This is a genomic window from Corynebacterium incognita, assembly GCF_014217255.1.
In the GTDB taxonomy this organism is placed as follows: Bacteria; Actinomycetota; Actinomycetes; order Mycobacteriales; family Mycobacteriaceae; genus Corynebacterium; species Corynebacterium incognitum.
On record NZ_CP059404.1, the window covers coordinates 1,027,638 to 1,052,398 of the forward strand.

17 protein-coding genes and 1 pseudogene are annotated in these 24,761 nt (G+C 64.3%); 11 read left to right on the plus strand and 7 right to left on the minus strand.

Features of this window, described 5'->3' with window-relative positions:
- Positions 1-133: 133 nt before the first annotated feature.
- Positions 134-1,078, plus strand: coding sequence for a lactate/malate family dehydrogenase (locus H0194_RS04800; RefSeq protein ID WP_185176672.1), 945 nt, complete (start codon positions 134-136; stop codon positions 1,076-1,078).
- Here the strand turns inward: H0194_RS04800 and H0194_RS04805 are convergent.
- Complete coding sequence (locus H0194_RS04805; protein WP_246389074.1) at positions 1,059-2,726, minus strand: VanW family protein; 1,668 nt, start codon at positions 2,724-2,726, stop codon at positions 1,059-1,061. The genes H0194_RS04800 and H0194_RS04805 overlap by 20 nt on opposite strands.
- Before the next feature lie 39 nt (positions 2,727-2,765).
- Positions 2,766-3,860 (minus strand): glycoside hydrolase family 3 protein, encoded by a 1,095-nt coding sequence (locus tag H0194_RS04810; protein ID WP_185176673.1) that lies wholly within the window; start codon positions 3,858-3,860, stop codon positions 2,766-2,768.
- A gap of 40 nt (positions 3,861-3,900) precedes the next feature.
- On the opposite strand from H0194_RS04810, the gene H0194_RS04815 reads away from it, so the two are divergent.
- The 3 genes and pseudogenes from H0194_RS04815 to H0194_RS10975 all read left to right on the plus strand — a co-directional run.
- Complete coding sequence (locus H0194_RS04815; protein ID WP_185176674.1) at positions 3,901-4,389, plus strand: universal stress protein; 489 nt, start codon at positions 3,901-3,903, stop codon at positions 4,387-4,389.
- The gene (locus tag H0194_RS04820; protein ID WP_185176675.1) at positions 4,373-4,570 is read left to right on the plus strand and encodes a DUF2613 domain-containing protein; all 198 of its coding nucleotides are present in this window, start codon (positions 4,373-4,375) and stop codon (positions 4,568-4,570) included. Before H0194_RS04815 ends, H0194_RS04820 begins: the two co-directional genes overlap by 17 nt.
- 39 nt (positions 4,571-4,609) lie before the next feature.
- A pseudogene (locus tag H0194_RS10975) lies at positions 4,610-6,268 on the plus strand (alpha-(1->3)-arabinofuranosyltransferase domain-containing protein); the annotation flags it as partial.
- 976 nt (positions 6,269-7,244) lie between these two features.
- Here H0194_RS10975 and H0194_RS04830 read toward each other — a convergent pair.
- Positions 7,245-8,360, minus strand: coding sequence for an acyltransferase family protein (locus H0194_RS04830; protein WP_246389075.1), 1,116 nt, complete (start codon positions 8,358-8,360; stop codon positions 7,245-7,247).
- A 24-nt stretch (positions 8,361-8,384) separates the two neighbouring features.
- Between H0194_RS04830 and H0194_RS04835 the strand changes: the two genes are divergently transcribed.
- Together H0194_RS04835 and H0194_RS04840 are read left to right on the plus strand one after the other, a co-directional pair.
- Positions 8,385-9,545, plus strand: coding sequence for a porin PorA family protein (locus H0194_RS04835; protein ID WP_185176677.1), 1,161 nt, complete (start codon positions 8,385-8,387; stop codon positions 9,543-9,545).
- Positions 9,538-10,983, plus strand: a complete 1,446-nt coding sequence (locus H0194_RS04840) for an MmpA family trehalose lipid delivery protein (protein ID WP_185176678.1) — start codon at positions 9,538-9,540, stop codon at positions 10,981-10,983. The genes H0194_RS04835 and H0194_RS04840 overlap by 8 nt, the downstream gene beginning before the upstream one ends.
- On the opposite strand, the gene H0194_RS04845 is transcribed toward H0194_RS04840, so the two are convergent.
- The gene (locus H0194_RS04845; RefSeq protein WP_185176679.1) at positions 10,865-11,920 is read right to left on the minus strand and encodes a glycosyltransferase family 4 protein; all 1,056 of its coding nucleotides are present in this window, start codon (positions 11,918-11,920) and stop codon (positions 10,865-10,867) included. The two genes, H0194_RS04840 and H0194_RS04845, sit on opposite strands and share 119 nt — an antisense overlap.
- 32 nt (positions 11,921-11,952) lie before the next feature.
- Between H0194_RS04845 and H0194_RS04850 the strand changes: the two genes are divergently transcribed.
- Positions 11,953-12,672, plus strand: coding sequence for a class I SAM-dependent methyltransferase (locus H0194_RS04850; protein ID WP_185176680.1), 720 nt, complete (start codon positions 11,953-11,955; stop codon positions 12,670-12,672).
- Here the strand turns inward: H0194_RS04850 and H0194_RS04855 are convergent.
- A complete protein-coding gene (locus tag H0194_RS04855) occupies positions 12,669-14,495 on the minus strand; it encodes a phosphoenolpyruvate carboxykinase (GTP) (RefSeq protein WP_185176681.1) in 1,827 nt (608 codons plus the stop codon). The two genes, H0194_RS04850 and H0194_RS04855, sit on opposite strands and share 4 nt — an antisense overlap.
- A gap of 337 nt (positions 14,496-14,832) precedes the next feature.
- On the opposite strand from H0194_RS04855, the gene trmB reads away from it, so the two are divergent.
- The 4 genes from trmB to H0194_RS04875 are packed head-to-tail and all read left to right on the plus strand — an operon-like array spanning position 14,833 to position 17,749.
- On the plus strand, positions 14,833-15,585 hold the full coding sequence (trmB, locus tag H0194_RS04860; RefSeq protein ID WP_185176682.1) for a tRNA (guanosine(46)-N7)-methyltransferase TrmB: 753 nt from the start codon (positions 14,833-14,835) through the stop codon (positions 15,583-15,585).
- On the plus strand, positions 15,586-16,212 hold the full coding sequence (locus H0194_RS04865; RefSeq protein WP_185176683.1) for an NYN domain-containing protein: 627 nt from the start codon (positions 15,586-15,588) through the stop codon (positions 16,210-16,212).
- A gap of 51 nt (positions 16,213-16,263) precedes the next feature.
- Positions 16,264-17,331: a lysylphosphatidylglycerol synthase transmembrane domain-containing protein gene (locus H0194_RS04870; protein ID WP_246389077.1), complete on the plus strand. Its 1,068-nt coding sequence runs from the start codon at positions 16,264-16,266 to the stop codon at positions 17,329-17,331.
- 43 nt (positions 17,332-17,374) lie between these two features.
- Positions 17,375-17,749 (plus strand): DUF3054 domain-containing protein, encoded by a 375-nt coding sequence (locus tag H0194_RS04875; RefSeq protein WP_185176684.1) that lies wholly within the window; start codon positions 17,375-17,377, stop codon positions 17,747-17,749.
- On the opposite strand, the gene H0194_RS04880 is transcribed toward H0194_RS04875, so the two are convergent.
- A complete protein-coding gene (locus H0194_RS04880) occupies positions 17,746-19,269 on the minus strand; it encodes an HNH endonuclease signature motif containing protein (protein ID WP_185176685.1) in 1,524 nt (507 codons plus the stop codon). The two genes, H0194_RS04875 and H0194_RS04880, sit on opposite strands and share 4 nt — an antisense overlap.
- Positions 19,270-19,651: 382 nt before the next feature.
- Positions 19,652-24,517: a collagen-like triple helix repeat-containing protein gene (locus H0194_RS04885; RefSeq protein ID WP_185176686.1), complete on the minus strand. Its 4,866-nt coding sequence runs from the start codon at positions 24,515-24,517 to the stop codon at positions 19,652-19,654.
- Positions 24,518-24,761 lie beyond the last annotated feature (244 nt).

The following is a 24,761-nucleotide window of genomic DNA, read 5'->3' on the forward strand; positions in this document are numbered from 1 at the left end:
CTGCAAATGTTACATTACATGACATTACCATCAGCTTCCCAAGCTGAGAGTGCGGGTTCGATTCCCGTCGCCGGCTCCAATTACCCGGCGTACGATGGGGTGGTGCTAGGCCCAGTCGTACTAAGGAGTTTCCATGCCTAAGCCCTTAAAACTAGCAATCGTCGGCATGGGGCACGTGGGGTCGCACGTGCTCGCTGATGCCGCATCTATGAACATCTTCGGGGAGATTGTCTGCATCGACATCAATAAGGATGTCGCATTCGGCGAGGCCCTGGACCAGTACCACGCCACCGGTATTCCCGGCGCGGTTAACACCACCATCACTTCTGCCGGCTGGGAGGGCCTGTCCGGCGCGGACATCGTCATTGTCACGGCCGGTGACTCCATCCAAAAGTCCGATGACGACGAACTCCCCGACCGCGCCGGGCTCGTAAAGATTACTGGCAACGTCACCCGCTCGGTCATGGGTGAGATCGTCAAGCACGCCGACACCGAACCAGCGGTCATTTTCGTCACGAACCCCGCGGACACCATCGTCTGGATCGCCCAGAACGAGTTCGACTACCCCGAGAACAAGGTCTTTGGCACCGGCACCATGCTGGACACCGCCCGACTGCGCCGCTACGTCGGCACTGAGCTGAATGTCTCCCCGCAGTCGGTGGAGGGCCTCATGATCGGCGAGCACGGCCTGTCCGCGGTCCCAGTCTTGTCTGGGCTACGCGTGGGCTGGTCCCCGGTGGGAGATCAGTTCGTTCCGGAAGAGGTGGCCGACGCCGTCATCAAGTCCGCGTACGAGCTCATCAACGCCAAGGGCTGGACCGACGCCGGCGTCTCCGCCTGTGCTCTGTCCTTGGCTCGCGCCGTGCTTTTCGACGAGCGCGTCATCTACCCCGTGGCTACCACCTTGCGCGGCGAGCACGGCCACGACGGCGATGTCGCGATTTCTGTGCCGTGCCTGGTGGGTAAGGACGGCGCCGAGAAGCGCTACGAGCTGGAGCTCAACGAGTGGGAAACCAAGGCGCTAGAGAAGTCCATCGAGGCAGTCCAGGCGGCGATGGCTAACGCGGGCTGCAGGTGACGATCGGCTGCGGGTCGTAGACGGTGGTCACGGTCTCGCGGCTGATTTCCTTGCCGTCTAGGTCGCGGATAATGCGGGTGTCCGAGGTGGTGAACCCGGGCGCACCGGAGGAGGGGGCGCACTTGTCGTCGGAAAGCTCGATCTTGTTGGGTTCCGTCGGCGCCCAGCGGCCGTTGTTGATGGACTCCACCTCGACCTGCTTGACGCCCTTAATCCGGACTGTGATGTCGCCGCCACCAAAATCGGTTTCGATCATGACCGGGTATTTGGACGTGTTTTCAAACTGCAGGTCGATGGCGCCTTCGTAGACGGTGGCCTCGCGCCCGGCCGGGTAGCGGGAGATGTAGTAGCTGTGCGGGGTGTGGGCGGTGTCGCCCATGCCGGCAAAGTAGGCCGCGTTGTACAAGGTGGTGGCGAACTGGGAGATGCCACCGCCGACGGCGGTGTCCGCGTGGCCGTCAAGGATGATGCCGGACTCCACGTATCCCTGTTCGGTGCCGCGGGGGCCGGTGTACCCGTTGAGGGAGAAGACGTCGCCGGGGGCAATCATGGCGCCGTTGACGGCGGCGGCGACGAGCTGGATGTTCTTACCGGAGGCGTCGGAGTAACCGGAGGTGGTGAACTCGCCGATGACGTCGTTGAAGTTGGCCTTCTTGGCGTCTGCGGTGGTGAAGGTGGCCTCTTCCTCGGTGTAGTCCGCTTCCCATTCGCGGTCTTTGTTGCCGATGACGCGGTCTTCGAAGTCCTTCATGGTCTTGTCCCAGTCGACCTGCGTGCCGTCCTTGTGCGGGACGATTTCCTTTTTGCCTCCGACCATCTTGACCTGGGCGTTTTGCATTGGGGTTTCGGTCTCGGCGAGAGTCTCGGCGAAGAGTTCCTGGGCCTTGGCAGTGTCGACGATAAGCTGGAGTGCGTCGTCCTTGCGTTCTACGGACACGAACTTCTCCGGGGAGACTGTGGCCGTGACGTCGTCCTTGCCGGTGAGTTCCACAGGCCCGGACATGGCCTTCTTGGCGTCGCCTTTGGCGAGCTTGTCGACGTCGTCTTGGTCGATCGCCGGCGTGACCTCTTCCGGTTTCACGCTGACGCCCTTGGGATCAAGCCAGGCTTCTACCACTGCTTCTTTGAGCTTGGCGGTGTCGACGTTTTGCCCCATGACGGGGTCAGTGGTGGTGACTTTGCCGCCTGTGAGCTCTACTTTGCCGTCGATGGGTTTGACCTGGAGCTGGGTCGCGGCCTTGGCGACGGCTTTGTCTAGCTTCGCGTCGTCGATGGCCGGGGAGACTGGGACTTCGCGAATGGGGCGGACGAAGCTCCAGAGTCGGGTGAGGGGGTTGTAGGACTCGTCGGCGATGCTGTCCACAGCGGCCTGGAAGTCGAGGCTCAGGCCGGATTTATCGGCAGCGATAGATGTGGACTGCTCCCCAGCGGTCAGGGTGATGTCTTTGTGTTCGATCTCGCCGAGCTCCCCCGCCAGCTTGCTTACGGCAGCGTCGCGCTCCATCCCGGAGATGTCCACGCCGCCGACGGCGGTGCCGCGGGGGATGTTCTCTTGGTTCTTTAGCACGTCATACGAGTAGGCGCCGGCGCAGATGAGCACCAATCCTACGAGGATGCCGAGCCATAGTCCTACTTTCTTTTTGCTCACAGGTGTCTAGGTTAACCGCCACAGAGTCTATTTACCGAACTAGTAGATGAGATTGTAATGAACTCTCGTGGCGGCGGCGTCGATGCGACTGGGGTGTATATAGCCAGTGTCCAGGGCGTTCATGACTGCGTCGATGGCGGCAGGGACGTCGTATGCGGTGGACCACAAGGCCTGGTCCGCGCCCGAGCGGAGAGCTTCCACCACGGCCTGTTCCGTGGACATCCGTCCGGAGATGGCCTGCATGCCGGACAAGTCGTCGGTGTAGACCATGCGGGTAAAGGGCGCGGCGCCGGGGTACGAGCCGTCGCGAAGCAGGTGGTAGGCGGCGGGGTTGAGGCTGGACGGCTTATCTCCTAGTCCGGGGACGACCATGTGCCCGACCATGACCGCGGCGCCGACGTCGCGTTGGGTGGCGAACGCGAAGGGGATGAGGTCGTGGCGTTCCATCTCAGACACGGGCGGAGTGACGGCGTCGCCGAAATGAGTATCGCCGGAGGCTCGGCCGTGGCCGGGAAAGTGTTTGAAGACGGCGTCGACCCCGACTGACTCTAGGCCGCGGGCGAAGGCCACGCCGTAGACGCCGGCGTCGTGGGGGTCGTGGGAGAAGGACCGGTCGCCGACCACGTCGAGGCCGCCGCCGTCGACGTCGAGGACTGGGGCGAAGTCGACGGTGATGCCGTGGGCCCGCAGGTTACGCCCGATCTCTTGGCCTGTGCGGTAGGCGGCCACGTGGCCCCCGGACGCGGCCATCGCACCAGGGGCGGGCTGCTCACCCAGGATGTGGGCGAAGCGTTGGACGCGTCCTCCCTCAAAGTCGATGGCGACGTCGAAGGGGCGGCGTACCTCTTTTCTCAGCGCATGGATGTCGCGGCCGGGTTCGGTGAGCAGTCCGGGGTCGGCCCAGCTGACGATGAAGATACCGCCGACGCCCATGTCCAGCTTGGCCTTTGCATCATCGTAGCTTTCGACGCCGACCATCATGAGTGAGGCCACTTTCTCCCGCTGGGTCATACCCTCGAGTGGGTCCGGCGCGGGTGTGCTGGTCGGCGCCGGGGCTGGTGCCGGTTCCGGTGGCGCGGAGCACCCCGCCACCGCGAGGACGGCAGCGAAGGCGATCACGCGGAAAATCTGCATGCGACCATATTTACCAGACGTGCATATACACTAGAGGGGCATGAGCACTATGTTGATTGCTTACGACGGTTCCGAGCAGGCCGGCCGCGCCATCGCGTACGCGGCCCGGATGCTCAAACCGGCCACCATCGAGGTCCTGACCGCGTGGGAACCTGTGGCCCGGCAGGCGGCCCGCGCCGTCAGCCCCACCGGCATGCACCAGCCCGTCATACACGCGGAGGAAGACCCCGCCTACGAGGAGGCGCTCCGAGTGTGCCGAGAGGGCGTCGCCATCGCGGAGGCGCAGGGGCTCACGGGACATGCCCACCTGGTGGAATGCACGACGTCGATAGGCCAGGCTATCGTCGACGCCGCCAAGGAGCTCGACGTGGACGTCATCGTGGCGGGCACCCGCGCGATTTCGGGCTTACGGTCCCTGTGGAGCACTTCGACCGCCGACCACATCGTCCGGAACGCCGGTTTGCCTGTGTTTATCGTCCCGCCGGAGGACGACGCTGATACAGTTGCTGATCATGGCACTGACATCTGATCCTTTAGCGAAGCGCTCCATCGGCCCGGCCGTGGGCAGCGCCGTCGTGGGCGTCGCGCTGGGCGTGGTGGCCGTGGTGGGGGTCGCGCAGTTCACCACCAGCAACACAGTGCCGTCCGGTAACGCGGTGCCGGCGAACAACGCCGTCCTGGGCGGGCCGGAGTACGGCTCCCGCACCTAAACCGTCGTGCACGTTTGGGGCTGGGCGATTGCCCTCATCGTGTCCTTCGTGCAGCCGTGGGGGAAGGTTGCCGCTGACACAAAGCTAGATCTCGCCGTGGATCCGGCGGGGTTCCTCGCGCGCGCCACGCAGCCTTATACGGACGTCTTTACCCTGGGCCAGCTCCAGAACCAGGCGTACGGCTATATTTTCCCGCAGGGCGCTTTCTTCCTCGCCACCGATTTCCTCCCGGACTGGGTGGCGCAGCGCCTGTGGTGGACGGTGGTCATGGGCGTCGGGTTCTCGGGGTTCTATGAGTTGTTGCGCCGCCTGCAGGTGGGCAACCCGTATTGGAACGTGCTGCCAGCGTTGTTATACATGTTGTCGCCGCGCACGCTTACTACGCTGACCGCCATTTCCTCGGAGACGTGGCCGGTGATGCTGGCGCCGTGGGTGATCGTCCCCTTAGTCGGGCGGGCGAACTGGCCTGCCTCCCTGTTGGCGGTGGCCGCGATGGGCGCGGTCAATGCCACGGCCACGGTCGCGGCGTGCGTCCCGGCGTTCATTTATTTGCTGGCCCGGCATCGTCGCGCGGCGGTCCCGTGGTCTGTCGGTTGCGTGGTCATCTCCGCGTGGTGGCTCATTCCGCTGTTTGTTCTGGGCAAATACTCTCCGCCGTTTACCGATTTCATCGAGTCCTCGTATGTGACCACGCGCTGGCTCAATCCGATCGAGGTCTTGCGTGGCACCACCAGCTGGACGCCGTTCGTGGAAACCGAGCGCGTGGCGGGCACCCTCTTGGCCACGGATCCGACGTTTGTCTTGATCACCACGGCCGTCGCCGCTTTGGGCCTGTTGGGCCTGCGCAATCGCAGCGTGTGGGTGGCCATGCTCGTGGCGGGGCTGCTCGTCATGTCCCCGCTGCTCACGGACTTCCTGGACGGGCCCGGCGCACCCCTGCGCAACGTGCACAAGTTTGATCCGTTGGTACGCATCCCGTTGCTCGTGGGTTTCGCACAGCTGACCTTCTCCCGGCGCTGGCTGGTGGGCGGGCTGGTGGCGGTGCTGGCGATGTCCCCGGCGTGGTCGGCGCGACTGCTCCCCCAGGGCACCTATACCGAGATCCCCGACGACTGGCACCAGGCCACGGCCTTCGTCAACGAGCACGCCGATAACACCCGCACTCTCCTGTTCCCGGAGGCCACCTTCGCCCGCCAGGACTGGGGCTGGACCCGGGACGAGCCCGCGCAACCGCTTCTCGACGTCCCGTGGGCCGTCCGCGACGCCATCCCCTTGGTCCCACCGGAGGCCATCCGTGGCTTGGACGGGGTCATGGCGGTGCTGCACGAGCGGCCGGATGCCGCGGAGGACGTGCTCACCCGCCTCGGGATCGGCGCCATCATCGTGCGCAACGACCTTGAGGATCAGCCGTATGTGGATCCGCACGCCTTCGGCGGCGAGGTCCACGAGTTCGGCGACGTGGCCGTGGTGCGGTTCCACAACCTGCCGTCGGCGGTGGCGCCTAATGAGCCGGTGACGGTGGCCGGCGGCGGCGAGTCCTTGGCCGTGTTGGATATGCTGTCCGGGCCGCAGCCGCGCCGCCTGGTCGCAGAGAACGCGGACATCGTCACGGACACCCCGGCGCTGGCCGACCGCAACTACGGCACCGTCCACGATGCGTCGTCGGCGCCGCTGGCGAGCGAGGACGAGGGCACAGTGCGCAACCGCGTCCCGGACTATCCCAGCGTCGGGCCTCACGCGCGCGTGCGCGAGTCTGGGGGCAAGGTGGCGGTGTCGTCGTCGGAGTCGGACGCCACGAGCTTTGGCGGGGCGGACCCGGCGCGCTCCCCCACCGCGGCCGTCGACGGGCATCCGCGCACCGCGTGGTGGCCGAGCCGGGGCGACGCCGCCCCGTGGCTGGAGCTGCGCGGCGAGTTCCGCTCCCCGACCGTGCGCCTGCGCACCACCGAGGATGTCACCATCACGGTGCGCAACGCCCAGGCGGCCACGGATATCGAGGCGAAGGCGGGGACCACGGAAACGGTGAAGGTGCCCGGCGGCGACGCTTCGGCCCTGCGCCTGGAGCTGCATTCCCGGGCGGGTGTGGCGGAGGTCGAGGTGGAGGGCTCCCCGATAGAACGGGTGGTCGCGGTCCCGGATTCCTCGCCGCAGGTCAAGCAGTTCCTGTTCCAGCGCCTCACCCTGGACACCGGCACTGTCATCCGCGAGTTCACTGCCCCGCGCCGCATGGAGGTGGAGTTAGCGTCCTCGGGCCCGGTCGTGCTTGTCGACGGCGTGGCGCACCAGCCCGGCGATCGCGTCACCCTAGAACCCGGCACCCACCGCGTGCGTTCGGATGCCACGTGGGTGACGCTGACCGAGCCGGGTTTCGCGCCGTCGGCACGCTACACGCCTACTGACCGCGAGGTCGAGCCCGGCGAGATCCTGGTGACGGGCCGCGCGACGAACCCGGGGCTGCCCGGGGGGAGCATCGACGCCGCGGCCCAGGCGGTCACGGAGCCGGGCCCCACCGGTTTCCAGGGCGCGGGCTACCGCCTGTGGCTGGGTGGCGCTGTGTCGGCGCTGGCCGTGGGGTTGTGCGTATGGGGCTCCAGGCGGCGCTGGCCGGAGGAGGCTCCCGTCGCAGCGGCGGATCGACCGGTGTTGCCCGGAACCACCATCCCCGCGCCGGTGCTCAGCGCGGTGACGGTCGGCCTGGCTGGGGTGTTTTTGTCGCATGCTCCGTGGCCGTCGGCTGGTTATGCGGGCGATTCCTGGTTAACCACCGGGTTATGCGTGGTCGCCATCGCAGCGCTGGTTCTTCCACCATCTCGTAACTCAGCGCCGCCACGGGAATAGTCAGGGCTACCGTGGCCGCCAGCACGGTGAGGAAGTCGATGGTCAGCCCCGAAAACAGGTCCACCCCAAGCACCGGGAAAACCACGGATAACACCGCGACGTGCCACAAGAAGATGGAATACGACCAGCGGCCCAACGCCTGCATGGGCTCCGAGTTGAGCCAGTGGTCGGGCCCGGGCGGGGCGAGCGCGTAGGGCACCACGACCGCGGCGGCGAACACCCCACCTATGGTGACGCGCAGGGCGAACTCGGCAGGGTCGGGGTGTGCGAGCCCGCGGGTGCCGCGGCTGCCCAGCCAGGTCATGGCAAGCGCCACCAGCCACCACGCCCACCGCACCCGGAACGCGCGGGCCAGCCACCGCGGCACCCGGCCTTCAAACTCGGCGGCGAGCATGCCCACCGCGAACCACAGGGTGTAGGCCGGGGGCCAAATCTGGGAGTTGATGCCGCCGTCGTAGTCGGCCACCGGCGGAAGGAACGCCCAGCCCAAGCTGAGCACCGCCGCACCCGCGATGACGCGGGGTCCGCCGCGCAGAAACGGCAACACCAGATAGAACGCGACCTCAATGCACAGCGACCATAAGTGTGTGAGCCCCGGTGCGAGGCCATCGGGGAAATAGACTTGGGTGAGCGTCAGGTTGGCGAGGACCTGCTGCCCGGTGATGAAATGGGCGTCGGGAAGCAGCATGATGACCGTCACTACGCACACCAGGTAGGCGGGCAGAATCCGCAGGGCGCGCTTGAGATAATAGGAGCGCGGCTCGAGGTGGTCACGGCGGCGCCACAGCACGAAAGCGCTCAACGCGAAGAACACGGCGACGAAGTAGTCGAAGCGTTCTGCGATCCCCCACCCCGTTCCGGTTTGGAAGGACACGTGGGTGACGATGATGCCGAGCGCGGCCACCGCGCGCAGCCCATCTAACGCGGGGAGGCGGTGCGGTATGGTTATCACGATCTCCCACTGTATAAGGAAGCCATGAAGAACCCCATCAACGTGCACGATAAGTTGCATTTGGTTGCTCTCACGGCGGTGCTGTGCTTGCTCGTAGGCTCTTTGGTCCCGCCGATCATGAGCGGTCGGCAGCGCCCGCTTGCCGACGACGTGGACATGGAACTGACCACGGAACCTACCCAGGGCTATCTCTTCCGCAGTTCCATGCTGTTGCAGGGCAAAGTTCCAAAGCAGCACCAGGACAACCCGGAGTGCCAGTCCAATGACAATCCGCTGTGGTGCTACATCGAGTCCGGGTGGGTCAAGCAAACCAGCGCGGCGACCACCTCGCCGACCGCCGAGGACTCCGTGGTCAGCTCGGATACTATCCAGAAGTTTACGTTCAGCGACTCCCCGGTGTGTGAGGTGACCCAGCACGTGGATCTCAATCGCGAGTCCACTTTCCCGGCGGTCAACGACGAGATGTGGATGAACATCGCTATCCCAGGCCTGCAGCGGTCTCTTTCCTCGGATGACCTGGAGCGAGACGGCATCGACTTCTTCTTCCCTCCCACCACGGAGCAGCGTTCCTACGAGTACTACGACCCGTTCCTTAGCGAGTCGCGTCCCATCGACTTCAAGGAAAAGAAGATGATCGACGGCCAGCCTATCTACGTCTACTACCAGCGTCTGCGCGGCGAGCCGCTGCAGAAGCTCGCCGAGGCCTCTGCATCCCTGTCCACCTACGGGTTGGCGGAGGAGGAGATCCCCACTGACGCCGATGAGCTTCCCGGCATGTCCCTGGAGGGCGATGCCTTCCGCTTCTACACCGATGACGAGCTGAAGGCTCGCAAGCTCAAGCGCAACGACACCGTTTTCATGGACCCGTACTACTCGATGGAACGCACCGTCTACGTGGAACCGAATACGGGCGTCATCGTCAACAAGGAAGAAACGGGCGGCGTCTACTACGCGCGCAACCGCGAGGAGGCTCAGCAGCTTGCCGACGAGCCCGCCAGCCCGCGTCGTTCCCTGTACACGGGTACGTTCAACTGGGATGGCAAGACGCAGGCCGCGGCGATGGACGTCGCCCGGCCGACCATCCTCACGCTGCGGGTGTCCAACATCATCGGCTGGGTGGGCAAGGTAGCCGGTGTGGCCCTCCTGTTGTGGGCCGCGGTGCTCTACAGTAGGCGGCGTGCGTAGGAAGATTGCTTGGGGCGCTGTCCTCGTCGTGGCGGTGTGCTGGCCCTTCCTCCTGCCGGGGACGCTGGCCGCCCGCGACATGCTGGTGCTCGACCACCCCGGCGTAGTACCGCCCGCCTTCGGCGCGGGCGATCTGGCGCCGCGCAACGTGCCCCAAGACGGGGTGCTGGCGCTCATCGGGATGGTCTTGCCGGCGTCGTGGGCAGTGCGTGCGCTCGTGGTTGGCGCGGCTGCCGCGGCGGCGTGGGGCGGGGCCCGCGCCGGGTCCTACTTGTCCATGACCTTGGCGGTGGCCAACCCCTTCGTCATCGAGCGGCTCCTGCAGGGCCACTGGTCCTTGGTGGTGGCGGCCTGGTTATGCGTCCCCATCGTGGTCGCGCGTCGGCCGCTCACCCGCTGGCTGGCCATCTTCTTCTCCTCTCTCACCCCCACCGGCGGCCTCTTCGCGCTACTCTTCGGTCTGGTGGCGCCGGGGCGGCGGGCCAACGCGGGCGTCGCCACGCTGTCGATGCTGCCGTGGCTCGTCCCCAGCCTCATGCAGTGGCAGTCCACCGCGGCGTCGCCGGAGTCAGCCGCCGCCTTCGCCCCGCGGGCTGAGGCCTTGACTGGTACTGTGGGCGCGCTCCTGGGGCTCGGCGGCATCTGGAACGCGGATGCCGTGCCTGCCTCCCGGCAGGCCGGGCTGGGCGTGTTCGGCATCGTATTGTTCTGCATCTTGCTCACCGCGCTGCCACGGCTGAAAGAACACCGCGGCACCCTCGTTCTCGCGACGCTGGGGCTGGGCGGGGCCATCGCTGTGTGGCTGTGGCCCGGCGCTCTGACTACGTCGCTGCCCGGCGGTGGCCTGCTGCGCGACGGACAGAAGCTAGTTATGCTGGCCATCCCCGCCTATGTGGTGCTGGCCGGCCGACTGCGCCCCCGCCTGGCCTGGGCGGGCCTGGCCTGCGCCTTGCTGCAGTCCCCCGCCACGCTGGCCCCCATCGCGCCGGTCGATCTGCACCTCGACGAGCGACTGGTCGCCCGCCTCGACGGCCGCGACACCTACTTCGCCGCCCGCGACACCCTCACCACGTTGGCCGACGGCCGCGTCATCCTCGACCCCTATTCCAAAGCAGCCAGCAAAGTTGAGTCTGGGGCGTTGCGGGTGGACGGGGTGCTGGTAGACGCGCCGTCGTCACGCTGGGTGGCAGCGCACGAGGCCTGGCAACGCCGAGACCTGGTCGCGCTGAAGGAGCTCGGCGTCGGCGCGGTGGTGGACGAGCAGGGACAGATCCACGACACCGGCGCCCCGGCGCGCCCAGTGCCGTGGCTGCTGCACCTTATGTGGTTGCTGCTACCTCTCGGGCTAGCTCTAGCCAGCGCTGTCCTGTCTTCTCCCACGAAAACTCCGCGGCGAAGCGGCGGGCGTTCACACCAAAGTCACCGGGCTCGGAAATAAGGCGCCGGGTAGCCTCCAGCAGCTCCGCGGGCGTGCCCACCAGCAGCCCTGTCTCGCCGTCGCGCACGGAGTCGCGCAGGCCGTAGGCGTAGCCGACCGTGGGCACGCCGTGCTGGGCGGCCTCGATGACCGCCAGGCCCCAGCCCTCCTTGCGGGAGGGCATGACGTGGACGTCGGCGCGCGCCAGCAACGCGTGCTTGCGTTCCTCGGTGACGTGGCCGTGCAACAAGACCTTGTGCTGCAGGCCCCGTTCGGCAATGTAGGCGCGGAGCTGGGGCGCCCACCAGCCGTCGCCGATGACGTCCAGCACGGCGTCGTCGAGCTGCGCCACGATGTCCACGGCGTGCTCGATCTGCTTGTGGGGCACGAGCCGCGACAGGGTAACCAGATGCGTGCCCGCCTCCCGCGGGGCGGCGGCGATCCCGTCCGGCACCGGGTCCACCCCGTTTTCGATGATGCGGGCGCCGTGCACGCCGAGTTCTTCCAGGTCCGCGCGGGAGGCCTCGGACACCGTCACCCATGGCCGGTCGCGGTATATCCACGGCACCACCCGCGACTCCAGGAACCAGCCGAAGCGCCCCAACACCCGGCCGGCGACAGGCCATTGCTCGCGGTGGCAATGGTGGGTCAGCGCCACGGTGGGTGCCGGGGAGAATAGGCGGGCGAAAAACGGGATACCGTTGTGGGTGTCTATGACCAGGTCAGCGTCCCGGTGGCGCTGCAGCCACAGGGCCGCCAAGGGGTACACGGAAAACTTGGCACCGCCGCGCGAGTAGGCCACCCCGCCGCGCCGATCCCGGGCGGGTGCGCCGGACGTGCGGTAGATGACCTCGTGGCCGTGCGCCGCCAGGTACTCGCCCACGCGCTCCAGGTAGCGTTCGGAACCACCGCCTTGCGGGTGGGTGGAGTCGCGCCAGCACAACAGGATAATCTTCATGGTTGACCGTAACTCTACCCGCACGAGGATCCATGTCTGCTACCCGACGCCGCGCCACCCTGCGCCGCTCCCTCACGCTCCTGCGTAGTTTTCCTCAGGAACAGGCCAACCCGAACACGTTTTACACCAGCCTGGCCGAGGACACCGCGGAGCTCATCGCGGCCCTAGGCGCCGACCACGGCGTCGACCTGCGCGGGGCGCGGGTGTTGGATGTGGGCGGCGGGCCGGGCTATTTCACCCAGGCTTTCCGACGCCGCGGCGCCTCCTACGTGGGCCTCGACCCCGTCGAGCCGCGGGTGCAGGTGCGCGGCGACGGTGCGGCGCTGCCGTTTCGGGACGACACCTTTGACGTCGTGTACTCCTCAAACGTGGCCGAGCACGTGTCGCGCCCGTGGGACATGGCCGACGACATGCTCCGGGTCACCCGGCCGGGCGGCCTCGTGGTGCTCAGCTACACGGTGTGGCTCGGGCCGTTCGGGGGCCACGAGACTGGCTTATGGGAGCACTACGTGGGTGGGGAGTTCGCGCGGCGACGCTACGAGCGCCGGCACGGCCACCCGCCGAAAAACGTGTGGGGACAGTCCCTGTTCGCGGTGTCGTGCGCGGCGGGGCTGCGTTGGGCCCGGAGCGCGGACGCCGAACTGGTCCGCGCCTTCCCCCGGTACCACCCAGGGTGGGCATGGTGGGTGGTCAGGGTCCCGGTGTTGCGGGAGTTCCTGACCTCCAACCTGGTGGTGGTGCTGCGCGCTTAGGAGGCGTCCTCGACGCGCTTCTTCAGTGCCTCGAACTGGGTCCAGACTTCCTGCGGCACGCGCTCACCCAGGAACTGGAGGTACTCCATGTTGTCCTCCAGGTCGGACTTCCAGTCGGCCGGGTTAACAGCCAGGGCGGCCTCGAGGTCCTTGAGGTCGATGTCCAGGCCCTCGAGGTCGAAGTCGGAGGCCTTCGCGGTGGAGCCCACCACGGTGTCCACGGCCTCGACGTTGCCCTCGATGCGGTCGATGATCCACTTCAGGACGCGGGAGTTCTCGCCGAAGCCCGGCCACAGCATCTGGCCGTCTTCGCCCTTGCGGAACCAGTTGACGAGGAAGATGGCCGGCATGCGGTCGCCGCCCTTTTCGCCCATGTCGATCCAGTGCTGCAGGTAGTCACCAGCGTTGTAGCCCATGAACGGCAGCATGGCCATCGGGTCGTGGCGCAGGGAGCCCACCTTGGCCTCGGCGGAGGCGGCGGTCTGGCCGGACGCCAACAGGGAGCCGATCATAGTGCCGTGTTTCCAGTCGAAGGCCTGGGTGACCAGCGGGACGGTGTCCGGGCGGCGGCCGCCGAACAGGATGGCGTCGATCTTCACGCCCTTCCAGTCGTCGAACTCGGGAGCGGCGGTGGGGCACTGCGCGATCGGCACGCAGTAGCGGGAGTTGGGGTGCGCCGCCTTGATGCCGGACTCTGGGGTCCAGTCATTGCCCTGCCAGTCGATGAGGTGCTCCGGGGCGGCGCCGTCCATGCCTTCCCACCACACGTCGCCGTCGTCGGTGAGCGCCACGTTGGTGAAGATAGTGTTGCCCGGTTCCATGGTCTTCATGGCGATCGGGTTGGAGGCGTAGTTGGTGCCTGGCGCGACGCCGAAGAAGCCGTTCTCCGGGTTGACGGCGTACAGGCCGTCCTCACGTAGGTGCAGCCACGCGATGTCGTCGCCCACGACCTCGGACTTCCAGCCCGGGATGGTCGGGGTGATCATGGCCAGGTTGGTCTTGCCGCACGCGGACGGGAAGGCGCCGGTGACGTGGTAGGTCTTGCCCTCGGGGCTGGTGAGCTTGAGGATGAGCATGTGCTCAGCCATCCAGCCCTCCTCCTTCGCCATGACGGAAGCGATGCGCAGCGCGTAGCACTTCTTGGCCAGGATGGCGTTGCCGCCGTAGCCGGAGCCGAAGGACCAGATTTCCTTCGTGTCCGGGAACTGGGTGATGTACTTGGTCTCGTTGCACGGCCACGCGACGTCCTCCTGGCCCTCCTCCAGCGGGGCGCCCACGGAGTGCAGGGCGTGGACGAAGTCGCCGTCGTCGCCAAGCTTGTCCAGCACGGCGGTACCCATGCGGGTCATGATGCCCATGGACAGCACGACGTAGGCGGAGTCGGTCAGCTGCACGCCCAGCTTCGGGTTCGGGTCACCGAGCGGGCCCATGCAAAATGGCACAACGTACATGGTGCGGCCGCGCATGGACCCGCGGAACACCTCGGTCATCTCTTCCTTCATGGCGGCCGGAGGTGCCCAGTTGTTGGTGGGGCCGGCGTCGCTTTCGTTCTCGGAGCAGATGAAGGTGCGGGACTCCACGCGCGCGACGTCGGAAGGGTTAGAACGCGCCAGGTAAGAGTTGGGGCGCTTTTCCTCATTGAGCTTGATGAGGGTGCCCTTCTCCACCAGCTTGCCCGCCAGGCGGTCTGCTTCTTCGCGGGTGCCGTCTACGAACACCACCTGGTCCGGCTGAAAAAGCTCCACGCTTTCGTTGACCCAAGCGATCAGCTTCTCATTGTTGGTCGGCGCCTCGCCGACGAGGCTCTTAATAGAGGCAGTCATTCCTTGCTCCTGTTTGTTTTCTCACCCGGACGGGGTGCATACCGTTCATTCACACTCAAGGGTAACTGTAGATACGTACATAGATACCCAGAGTCCCGCGTAAAACCCAACACACTGGTTATACCAAGGGCGTTAACCCTGGGTTAACCAAGGTTGAGCCCCGCACGCAACTCACGACACACCTTTCAATTTACCCTAGTCTGGGGGCGATTCCCGCATCGCCCCACCCGCCCACAACCGCGACTGGTAATAACCAGTGTCCGTTTTTGCCTGGCTCACACATCCGGGGGACAATAGGTAGGCAAACCGTGCCATCCGATCGCAAAAGGCTCTCACCATGACTTCTCCACGCCCCGGCTCCGGCGAACTCCCCCACGGTCGTCCTCCCCAAACCGAGTTCGACGACGGCCTGGACTACCCCCGCCTGGGCAGCGTGACCTTCCGCCGCGGCACCCTGACTGACAACCAGCAAGCGCTTTTCGACGAGCACTGGCCCCGGCTCGGCACCATCCTCACCGACGAGCACATCGACGTCGAAAGCTGGTTCGGCCGCACCGGCGCCAAGACCATCGTGGAGATCGGGTCCGGCACGGGCACCTCTACCGCCGCCATGGCACCGAAGGAACCGGACACCAACGTCATCGCCGTCGAACTGTACAAGCCGGGCCTGGCCAAGCTGCTGGGCCAGGTGGTGCGCGAAGATATCTCCAACATCCGCATGGTGCGCGGCGACGGCATCGAGGTCCTCGCCCGCATGATCCCCCCGGCGTCGCTGGACGGCGTCCGCATTTTCTTCGCCGACCCCTGGCCCAAGGCGCGGCACCACAAGCGCCGCATCATCCAGTCGGGACCGCTGAACCTCATCGCTTCCCGCCTCAAAAAGGGTGGCGTCCTGCATGTGGCCACGGACCACGCCGGATACGCAGAGTGGATCGACGAGCTCGTGGACGTCGAAAAGCAACTGCAATACAAGGGCTGGCCGTGGCCCGAGTGCCCGCAGCTGACGGACCGGCAAATCATCACTAAGTTTGAGGGCAAGGGTCTGGATAAGGACCACGTCATCAAGGAATACCTGTGGGAGAAGCAGTAAATGGCGACCTTTGCGAGCGAGAGTGAAGAGGCTCCCGGCCACGTCCTCCTGATCTGGGACGCGCCCAACATCGACATGGGTCTGGGCGCCATCCTGCGCGGCCGCCCCACCCCCGCTCAGCGCCCGCGTTTCGACGCCCTCGGCCGCTGGGTCGCCGGCCTCGCCCACGATTCCGGCGCGACCGCCGAGGCCGCGGTGTTCACCAACGTCAGCCCCGGCGGCGCCGACTCCATCCGCACCTGGGTGGAGGCCATCCGAAACCTGGGCTTCGCGGTCTTCGCCAAGCCTAAAGCCACGGAAGACTCCGACGTCGACCCGGACATGGTCGCCCATATCGAGGATCGGGCGGCGCAGCTGTCCCACCTCATCATCGCTTCGGCGGATGGCCAGAACTTCGGCGGCATCATCGCGCGCACCCGCGAGTCCGGGACCGCCGTCACAGTGTTGGGCTTCAGCGAGCACGCCGGCTGGGCCGTCAACGACCCCGACATCGAGTTCATTGATCTCGAGGACATCGAGGGCGTGTTCCGGGAGCCCCTGCCGCGGGTCAGCCTGGACAACCTTCCCGACGAAGGCGCCTGGCTCCAACCGTTCCGCCCCCTCATGGCGCTGCTCGACGACCGCTAGGCGCGCCCTGCCTGGTCCCGCCGGTCGCACTTGTAGGCTAATCACAAAGTTTTGTCCCTTAAATATGCAGAGAAGGCGGTGCGTGGCGTGAACAAGGAGTGGGTACGGTGGGGCATCGGCCTCGTCGTTTTGGCCGCGCTGGCATGGTTCTTCCGCGACCACGCCCACATCCTCACCGACGGCATCCGCACCCTGCGTACCGCGGCCCCACTCCCCGTGGCGCTGGTCGTGATTGCAGCCGTCGCGTCGCTGACCGCGATGGCCGAGGTGATGCGCCTGCTCATGCAAGCCGGTGGCGTGCGCGTCAAACCCACGGAAACCAACGCGATCACCCTGGCCTCCAATGCCTGGTCCACCACCCTCCCGGTGGGCGGCGCATTCTCGGCTGTGCTCACGTTCCATGTGCAGCGCGCCTGGGGCGCGTCGGTCATGCTGTGCGGCTACTTCCTCGTGATTTCCTCGGCACTGTCCACGATGTGGCTGGTGGCCATCGGTTTGCTGGCCTTCTTCCTGCAGGGCGCCAACGTCTCCCCGTGGTCGCTGCTCGCCTCGCTCGTGGTGGCCCTGGCGCTGACGACGGCCGTGTTCTGGGCCTCCAACCACCCCCGCACGCTCGAGCGCTGGGTGCGGTCCATTCCCCGCGTCCCCCAATACAAGCTGGACCCGCTGGTCACCCAGATCCGCATGCTGAAGGACGTCTCTCTGCCGTGGCCCCAGTTCTCCCTGGTTGCCTTCTATTCTCTGTTCAACCGTCTCCTCGACCTCGCCGCCATGTGGGCGTGCGTCTGGGCGGTCACGGGCACTCCACCGCTTATCGACGCCGCCCCCAACCACACCACCGTCATGGGTGTCGGCCTCGCCTACGTGTCCACGAAGCTGGCCGGCTCCGCGCAGGTCACCCCGGGCGGCCTGGGTACGGTGGAGGCCGCGATGATCGCCACCCTCGTCGCTTCGGGGATGACGGTGGTCGATGCGACCGGCGCCGCCCTCATTTATCGGCTCATCTCCTTCGTTCTCATGACGATCATCGGGTGGATCGTCTACCTGTTCCACTACGCCCGCCGCGGAATCAACTACGCCAACCTGAGCCAAGTCAAAGAACCCGCGCCGACCAGCTAGGCTAGGTGATGTACGTTCCGTTGTCAGCAGAATTGAGGTAGCCATGCCTGCACCCCGCGCTTTGGCATTCGACATCATCGCCCTTGCTGTCTTCGCGGTCATCGCCCGCTGGTCCCACCCTCCCTTCACTCTCCTTGGCCTCCTCGACGCCTTGTGGCCTTGGGCCGTGGGCGCCCTCGCCGGCTGGGGCATCCTCGCGCTCGCCGACAAACCAGGCCGCCTCGGCATCTGGGCACAGGGCGGCGTCGTGTGGCTCAGCACCGTGATTGTGGGCATGCTCGCGTGGGCAGCCGCCAATGGACGGTTCCCCGCTGTGTCGTTTGTCATCGTTGCCGCCGTCATGTCCGCACTCTTCCTCTTCGGTTGGCGCGCTATCTCCAGCATCGCTTCCCGACGCAGGCACGTCTCAACCCACTAGGTCGGGACTGCACTGTGCGCCCCGTGCCGCGTTGCCAGCCGCACCCCAGGGGCGCGGCTCCTCGCCACCGTCGTGTTAAATCTCGGGGGACCATGAGGTGGACACCACCCTACTTTCCCGGATTCCGCATCCCGCGCATAGTACCCGAGCCCATTTTTGCCGTCTCGCGCATCATTGTTGTCCGTGTGGTGCCTGCGGCACAGCAGAGTCAGATTCTCGATATCTGTTCGCCCACCCTGAATAAACGCTCTCAAGTGGTGCGCATCGCACTCCGACGCCGGCATGTCGCACCCAGGACACGAACACACCAATTCCATCGCCGCCAACACCAGCCGCTGCTCGAAGCTCGCTCCGCGCTGCGCCCTACCTAAATTCAGCGGGCGCTGCGAGCCCTCCTCGCACAGTAGCCAGTAGTCGGCCCCCTGGCTCGTCGCTTGTACAACTTCCAATGCGTTGAGCTCGTGCCCCGTGTTGGTCATGAACTGCGTATCCACGCCCACCCCATGAAAGTCGTTCACGGTACCTGTGATCACCAGGCTGGCACGCCCCGCACGGGCCTTAGCCGGATCATGCACATAGCCCATGCAAATGGCGTTGAGCTGGTCCGCACGCCGCTGACGCAAAGTTCGCTTGTCATCTTTCGGCTTCCCCTCAACGTTTGACCCCGCATTGCGCCCCGCTGCCAACGCCGCTGCCAAGTGTGCCGCCATTCCCGCTGGAAGGTAGCCCCCAAAGCGAACGCCGCCGTCAGAGTCCGGCCTAGACAACCACACCTCACGCTTGCGGTGTGCAGCAAGGCGATCTCTCTTCCCCGCCACAGTCCGCGATGTCCGATTCGCCGCGCGTACCCGCTCACGAACCCACCGCCGCAGGTCATCCACGTCCCGCGCCCGCGCCTGGTTCAGGGCCTCCGCATACAACTCCTCGCGGCTCGTCGCCGCCGTCGAATTCAATCGCTTCAGCTCGGAGTCAATCGCTGCAAGCTTGTCCGCCGCCACTTCAATGACAAGCTCCCGAGCACTTTCCTGATGCTTCTTGCCTTCGTTCGCTCGCCGCTCCTCGCGCTGCCGTGCTATGTCCATGGCGGCGCCCCGCTCGGAGTCGACGAGATGCAGAAAATCCTTTTCTTCCCCCTTCCGTGGCTCGATGGGGGCAAAGAGGTCTTTCCCCGCCGCGATCCGGGTTCGTGCTTCTGCCGCACTGATACCTAGCGTACGCGTGAGATAGTCACCCACGTGGTGAGTTCCCGCCCTCCCGGCAGCCTCTGCCCCCTCCGCAAGATAGGCAAAGCGTGCGTCCATATATATTTTGGAACGCCACACCTCTTCGAGTGCAACCATCGCCGCTTCCAGGGAGTCAAACGAAATAGCGGGCTCGTCTAGGGCGCCACGAAGCGCAGCCATAGATTCGGCAATCACAGCGATATGGTTCTGTACATTCACTTCGGCCCCCTTTCGTCTATTCCCGTCGACACCAATCATCATAACAAACACCCATTCGAACACAACCCTCTCAAACATAGTTAATCATCATTTAACCGAACGTTCGAACCAATCGCCACAAGAGAAAACAAAAGGGCCATCGCGCAACACACATTGCACGATGGCCCTCGTGAAGCAGGCCCCTTCGGGAGCCTAAGTCCACTAGATCAGGTGGTCGAAGCCACCCAGGGACAGCACGTAAAAGAAGTTGACAATCTCGCCAATCAAATCAAATGCGCTACTCAGAATCATCGGGTTGTCCTCCCATTTCGGCGGGCCATATTTGTCACAAACAAATAACAAACAGGCGATGTACAGCGTCTATCATCGCCCGCGCATCCATCTCAGTCAAATCGTAAAAGGCGAAGCGCCCAGGTTTCCCCCAGACGCTTCGCCTTCATACGTCACCTAACCTCGCGGTTTAGGCCTCGCCTTCACGCTTGCGACGCATCAGCGCCAATCCAAGCAGCAGCACGAGCAATCCAGCCAAGGCCAGACCAATCACGCTGGCACCCGTGTTTGCCAGCATGCCCGGCCCCTCGGCTGAAGCGCCCGGGGCACTCGGCGCCGAAGGCTCGCCAGGCTCACCCGGCTCCACAGGCTCACCCGGCTCCACAGGCTCACCCGGCTCCACAGGCTCACCCGGCTCCACAGGCTCACCCGGCTCCACAGGCTCACCCGGCTCCACAGGCTTACCCGGAACACCAGGCTTACCCGGATGCGAGCTGCCATCCGACGACCCACCAAACAGCGGAATCAGCGGAATCAACGGGATGAACGGCAGCCACGGCGGAATCGAGCTACCCGGAGGCGGCGTTTCGCCACCGAAGTCATCCGGCTCCTCGTCCGGAACCGCATTCGCCGGATCCTCAGGGGACTCGACTGGCGGCACCTCGCCGCCCTCACCCGGGGACGGCACCTCAGGCTCGCCCGGCTTCGGGTCCTCCGGCGTCTCCACCGGTGGCTCACCGTAGGCCACAGCCACGTTCGTGTGCTGCATGCCCTGGGCCTTCGGCGCCTTGACGACGGCCGTGAACACCACTGCCTCACCCGGCTTCAGCGTGCCATCGAATGGCACCTCCTTGCCGTCAGCAGTCAGCTTGTTCACCGCAGGCTTGATGGAATCCGCTGGCACCTCACCCAGGTTGTCACCCGCGGTGATGGTGTCCTTCACGTTGATGTTCTTGAGCGTCACGGAACCGGTGTTGACCACCTTGTAGTCCACCTGCATATCCGCACCCGGCTTCACCTTCACGCCCGGTGCTTCATCGGCGTCGTGGCCGTTGATGTACTTCTTGATTCCCAGCGTCGGGGTCTCTGCGTAACCATCATCCGGCGGCGTGGTGATCCTGCCACCTGGCGGGGTCTCGCCGTCGACAGGCGGCACCTCACCTTCAGCAATTGCCTGGTTGTGGTGGTCGATGCCTTCCTTGGCCTCCGGTGCCGGGATGGTGGCGGTGAACACCGCGTACTCACCTGGCTCCAGTGTGCCGTCGAAAGCACCAGCCTTCTCTCCCGAGACCTTGTAGCGGTCCGCCGGGGCCTTGATCTGGTCTGCCGGGATGACGTCATCGTTGACCTTGACGTTGTCCACTGCCTTCGTGCCCGTGTTGGTCACGATGAAGGAGACAATCATGTCGTCTCCCGGACGCACCACTGCCGGTGAATCCTCGGTGGTGTCCAGGCCGTTGATCTTCTTCCGCAGCTCCAGCTTCGGCTCACCCGGGGTCTTACCATACGCCGGATCGTCGTCCTCGACGGTCGTCGGCGGCGTATCGCCATCACCCGGCGGGGTATCGCCGTCGGCGGGCGGAACCTCACCCACGACCTTCGCCGTGTTCTTGTGCAGTTCGTTCTCACCCTCCGGCGCCGGCAGTGTTGCGGTGAACACAACCTTCTCGCCCGGCTCAAGGGTGCCGTCGAAGCCCTCCGGCGCCTTGATGTCAGCACCGGCGATCTTGTCATCGGTTAGCGTCACATTCTTCAGAACGGTGTTGCCGGTGTTTTCAACAATAAAGCGGAACTCCATGTCTGCACCCGGCACCACAGATACCGCAGCGTCTTCGGTATCGGCGTCGTCGCCATTAATCAGCTTCTCGACGTCGATTGCCGGCTTCTGTTCCTCCCCCGGCGGGGTGTCACCCGGAGGGGTGTCACCTGGCGGGGTGTGACCATTACCCGGATCCTCCGGCGACTCCACCGGCGGGGTATCACCATCGTTCGGGTACTCCGGCTCACCCTCCTCAGGATCTGGCGGCGTCTGCTCCGGCGGAGTGCCCTCCGCGTGTGCGGAGTTAGTGTGCTGATCATCAGCCGCCGCCGGGGCGTCGACAGTAATCTCGATTTCCTTCTTCTCACCCGGCTGCAAAGTAAACGGATCAATCTTGGCCAACTCGGCCTCAATATCCTTCTGGATACGATCCTTATCCTGACCCGCAGTCACCTCATCAACAACACGGACGTCGTTCAGCGCCACCGGGCCATCGTTTTCCACGACGTACTTGATGGCCATCTTCTCGCCCGGCTTCAGCTCAACACCTGGCGCCTCATTCGCATCATCGCCATTGATGAACTTCGTCAACTTCAACGAAGGAGTCTTCGCCCAACCATCATCCGGCGGGGTCTCCAACTCACCCGGCGGGGTATCACCATCACCCGGCGGCACCTCACCCTTAGCGATAGCAACGTTGTGGTGCTCACCCGCACCAGCCTCCGGCGCCGCAAACTCCGCAGTAAACACCGCGTACTGCCCCGGCTCCAACGAACCCTCAAACGGGCCAACCTGGTTACCGTCAGCATCAAAGACGAACTCCGGCACCACGATATCTTCAGCGGAAACCTTGTCATCTTCCACCCGAACATTGTCGATGGTGCGGTTACCCGTATTGGTAACAATAAACGCCATCGTCATCTGCTCACCAGGCTGCACCGTCACCGGATTGTCCTCAGTGGTGTCAAAGCCATTGATCTTCTTACGAATCGTCATGGCCGGCTCATCAGGAGTCTCAGCATGCGCCGGATCATCATCCTCCACCGTCGTCGGCGGCACATCACTGCCCTCCGGCGGCACAGAATCACCCGTCACCCTCGCAGTATTAACGTGGGTCTCACCACCCTGCTCCGGCGCCTTAATAGTGGCAGTAAAACGCACCTGCTCACCCTTAGCCAACTTGCCGTCAAAACCCTCAGGCGCCTTAATCTCAGCGCCAGCGATCTTGTCATCGGACAGCTTCACATTCTCCAAGTCCGTGTTACCAGTATTAGTAACAATGAACTCAATCTCCATGTCAGAGCCCGGCGCCACGCTCACCGCTTCCTCAGCAGTATCCGCATCCGCACCATTAATCAGCTTCTCGACGTCGATTGCCGGCTTCGGGTCCGGCACCACTGGGGCCGTTTCCTCAGGAGTCGTCTCAACCGGAGTGGTCTCCTCAGGAGTCGTCTCAACCGGAGTGGTCTCCTCAGGAGTCGTCTCAACCGGAGTGGTCTCCTCAGGAGTCGTCTCGACCGGAGTGGTCTCAACCGGAGTGGTCTCCTCAGGAGTCGTCTCAACCGGAGTGGTCTCCTCAGGAGTCGTCTCAACCGGAGTGGTCTCCTCAGGAGTCGTCTCAACCGGAGTGGTCTCCTCAGGAGTCGTCTCAACCGGAGTGGTCTCCTCAGGAGTCGTCTCAACCGGAGTGGTCTCCTCAGGAGTCGTCTCAACCGGAGTGGTCTCCTCAGGGGTCGTCGACGGCGTCGGCGGAACACCCTTTACACATGCATCATTGTCATCGAGTTTGTCCTCAGGCTCGCCTTCCAGGCTCACCACATTTGCAATGCCCTTAGTAGACGGCTGACCACCAGTGGTGTCTTCACACTCGCCGATTGCCGTCCATTGCTCGTCAGTGGGCTCACCAATCGGTTCGTAGGAAACCTGAACGTCAAAGGTCTCGGAAGCACCGGCCGCGAGAGCGACACCCTCAGAAATCAAGTACGCGCCATCCACGGCTTCCACAGGCTGCCCATTTACGGTCACGCCCGCAATGCGGAATCCGTCCAGCTGCTTCGGGGTATCAAGCACACGGCCAGAGGTGCCGTCAGCATCCGAAGTATTGGTGACCGTAACGTCGTATCCTGCGACAAACTTGCCATCGGCGTCAGCCTGAACGGTCTCCTGCTGCGCAGTCTTAGCAACCTCAAACGCAGGACCATTCACCGTCGACGTTGCAGTATCGGTGTCTTCCGCGTAGTGCCATGGGGTACCGGAAGTAACAGCTGCCTCAAAATAGACGTCTTGCACTGGGCGCCCGTACTGATCTTTCCTGCAATCCGACAAATAGAAATCTTGCGTAACCGTCAAAGTGGTTCCAGGCTCTATCCAAGAGTCCAAGCCCGAATAATTGTCTGGGTTATAGGCCCAGTTCACAGATTGGCGATAATCAATGTCCGGCTTTGGGTCCTGACCATACAGTGCCCCGCTCCGGTCATCCGGACGGAACTCGCCAGGATTGATGTTCGGGTACTGATCGACTCCACTTGGGGAAGTCAAAGTAATACGTGGCGATTCGTCGGAGAATTGCAGATTCTCCGAGGCGCCGAGCTTGATCTCTGCAAGCCAGACACCGTAATCAGCCGAGTCGAGGGTCGTAGACCACGTCATCTCACCCCAGCAACCACCGTATTGATCACGCTCGCCAAACGTACCATTAGCATCGCCATTGGCAAACCAATCGATGATTGGGTCCACCGCCACACGCCCGGAAGCGCTGGCCTCAATGGTGGAGCCACTCTCGGCGGAGTCGGATACCGTGGCGGGCAAGGTTGCCTCTACGGAAACAGGACCACTAATGCCGACGCGGGGGTCCTTTTCCTCAAACTTGACCTGCCAAGAACCATCATCCAGCTGCGTCGCCGAGGTGATGTCGCGCTGCTGGCCGTCACTCCAAGTGAAGTCGCTCGCCTGGGGCTCGCGGTCCAGCGGAGCGTTAGCGTCCGGCTTGATGGTCAGCTCGTACATCACCACGTTGGACTCGCCGCCCTGGCCGGTAGTGACCGGGTACGGCGGTTCAAGAGTGGCGTCCACGGTGTAATTAATCTGGTCGCCGGGCTGGACCTCAGTCTTGTCCACGGACATGTCCACAGAGATAGTGGGGTCAGGTCCGTCCGGCGTTCCGTACTTCTCCGGCAAACCCGGCGAATCAATAATCGCATTCGCGCCCGGGGTAACCAGGTTCATCACCAAAGCAAGAGCAGCCAGCAAGCTTAAAGCCTGATAGCGCCCCGCATGGCGTTTATTCTTAATGTTCATCACTTTCCTTGGGTAGACATATTCGTGTTCCTACACGCGTTAAACCCTACTGAGAAGCGGACATTTGTTAAAGGAAAAATAAGAATCGAGAAAGAACTTGCTCAGGAAATAAACTCGATGCGCACCGTATTAACTTCGCTATCAGTAATTTCTTAGAACAGTAGAGGCGTCAACAAAACCCTCGTTGCATCACGTTTATTTAATTGCTATTACGGCAACAGGTTAACCCAAGGTTAAGTTACCC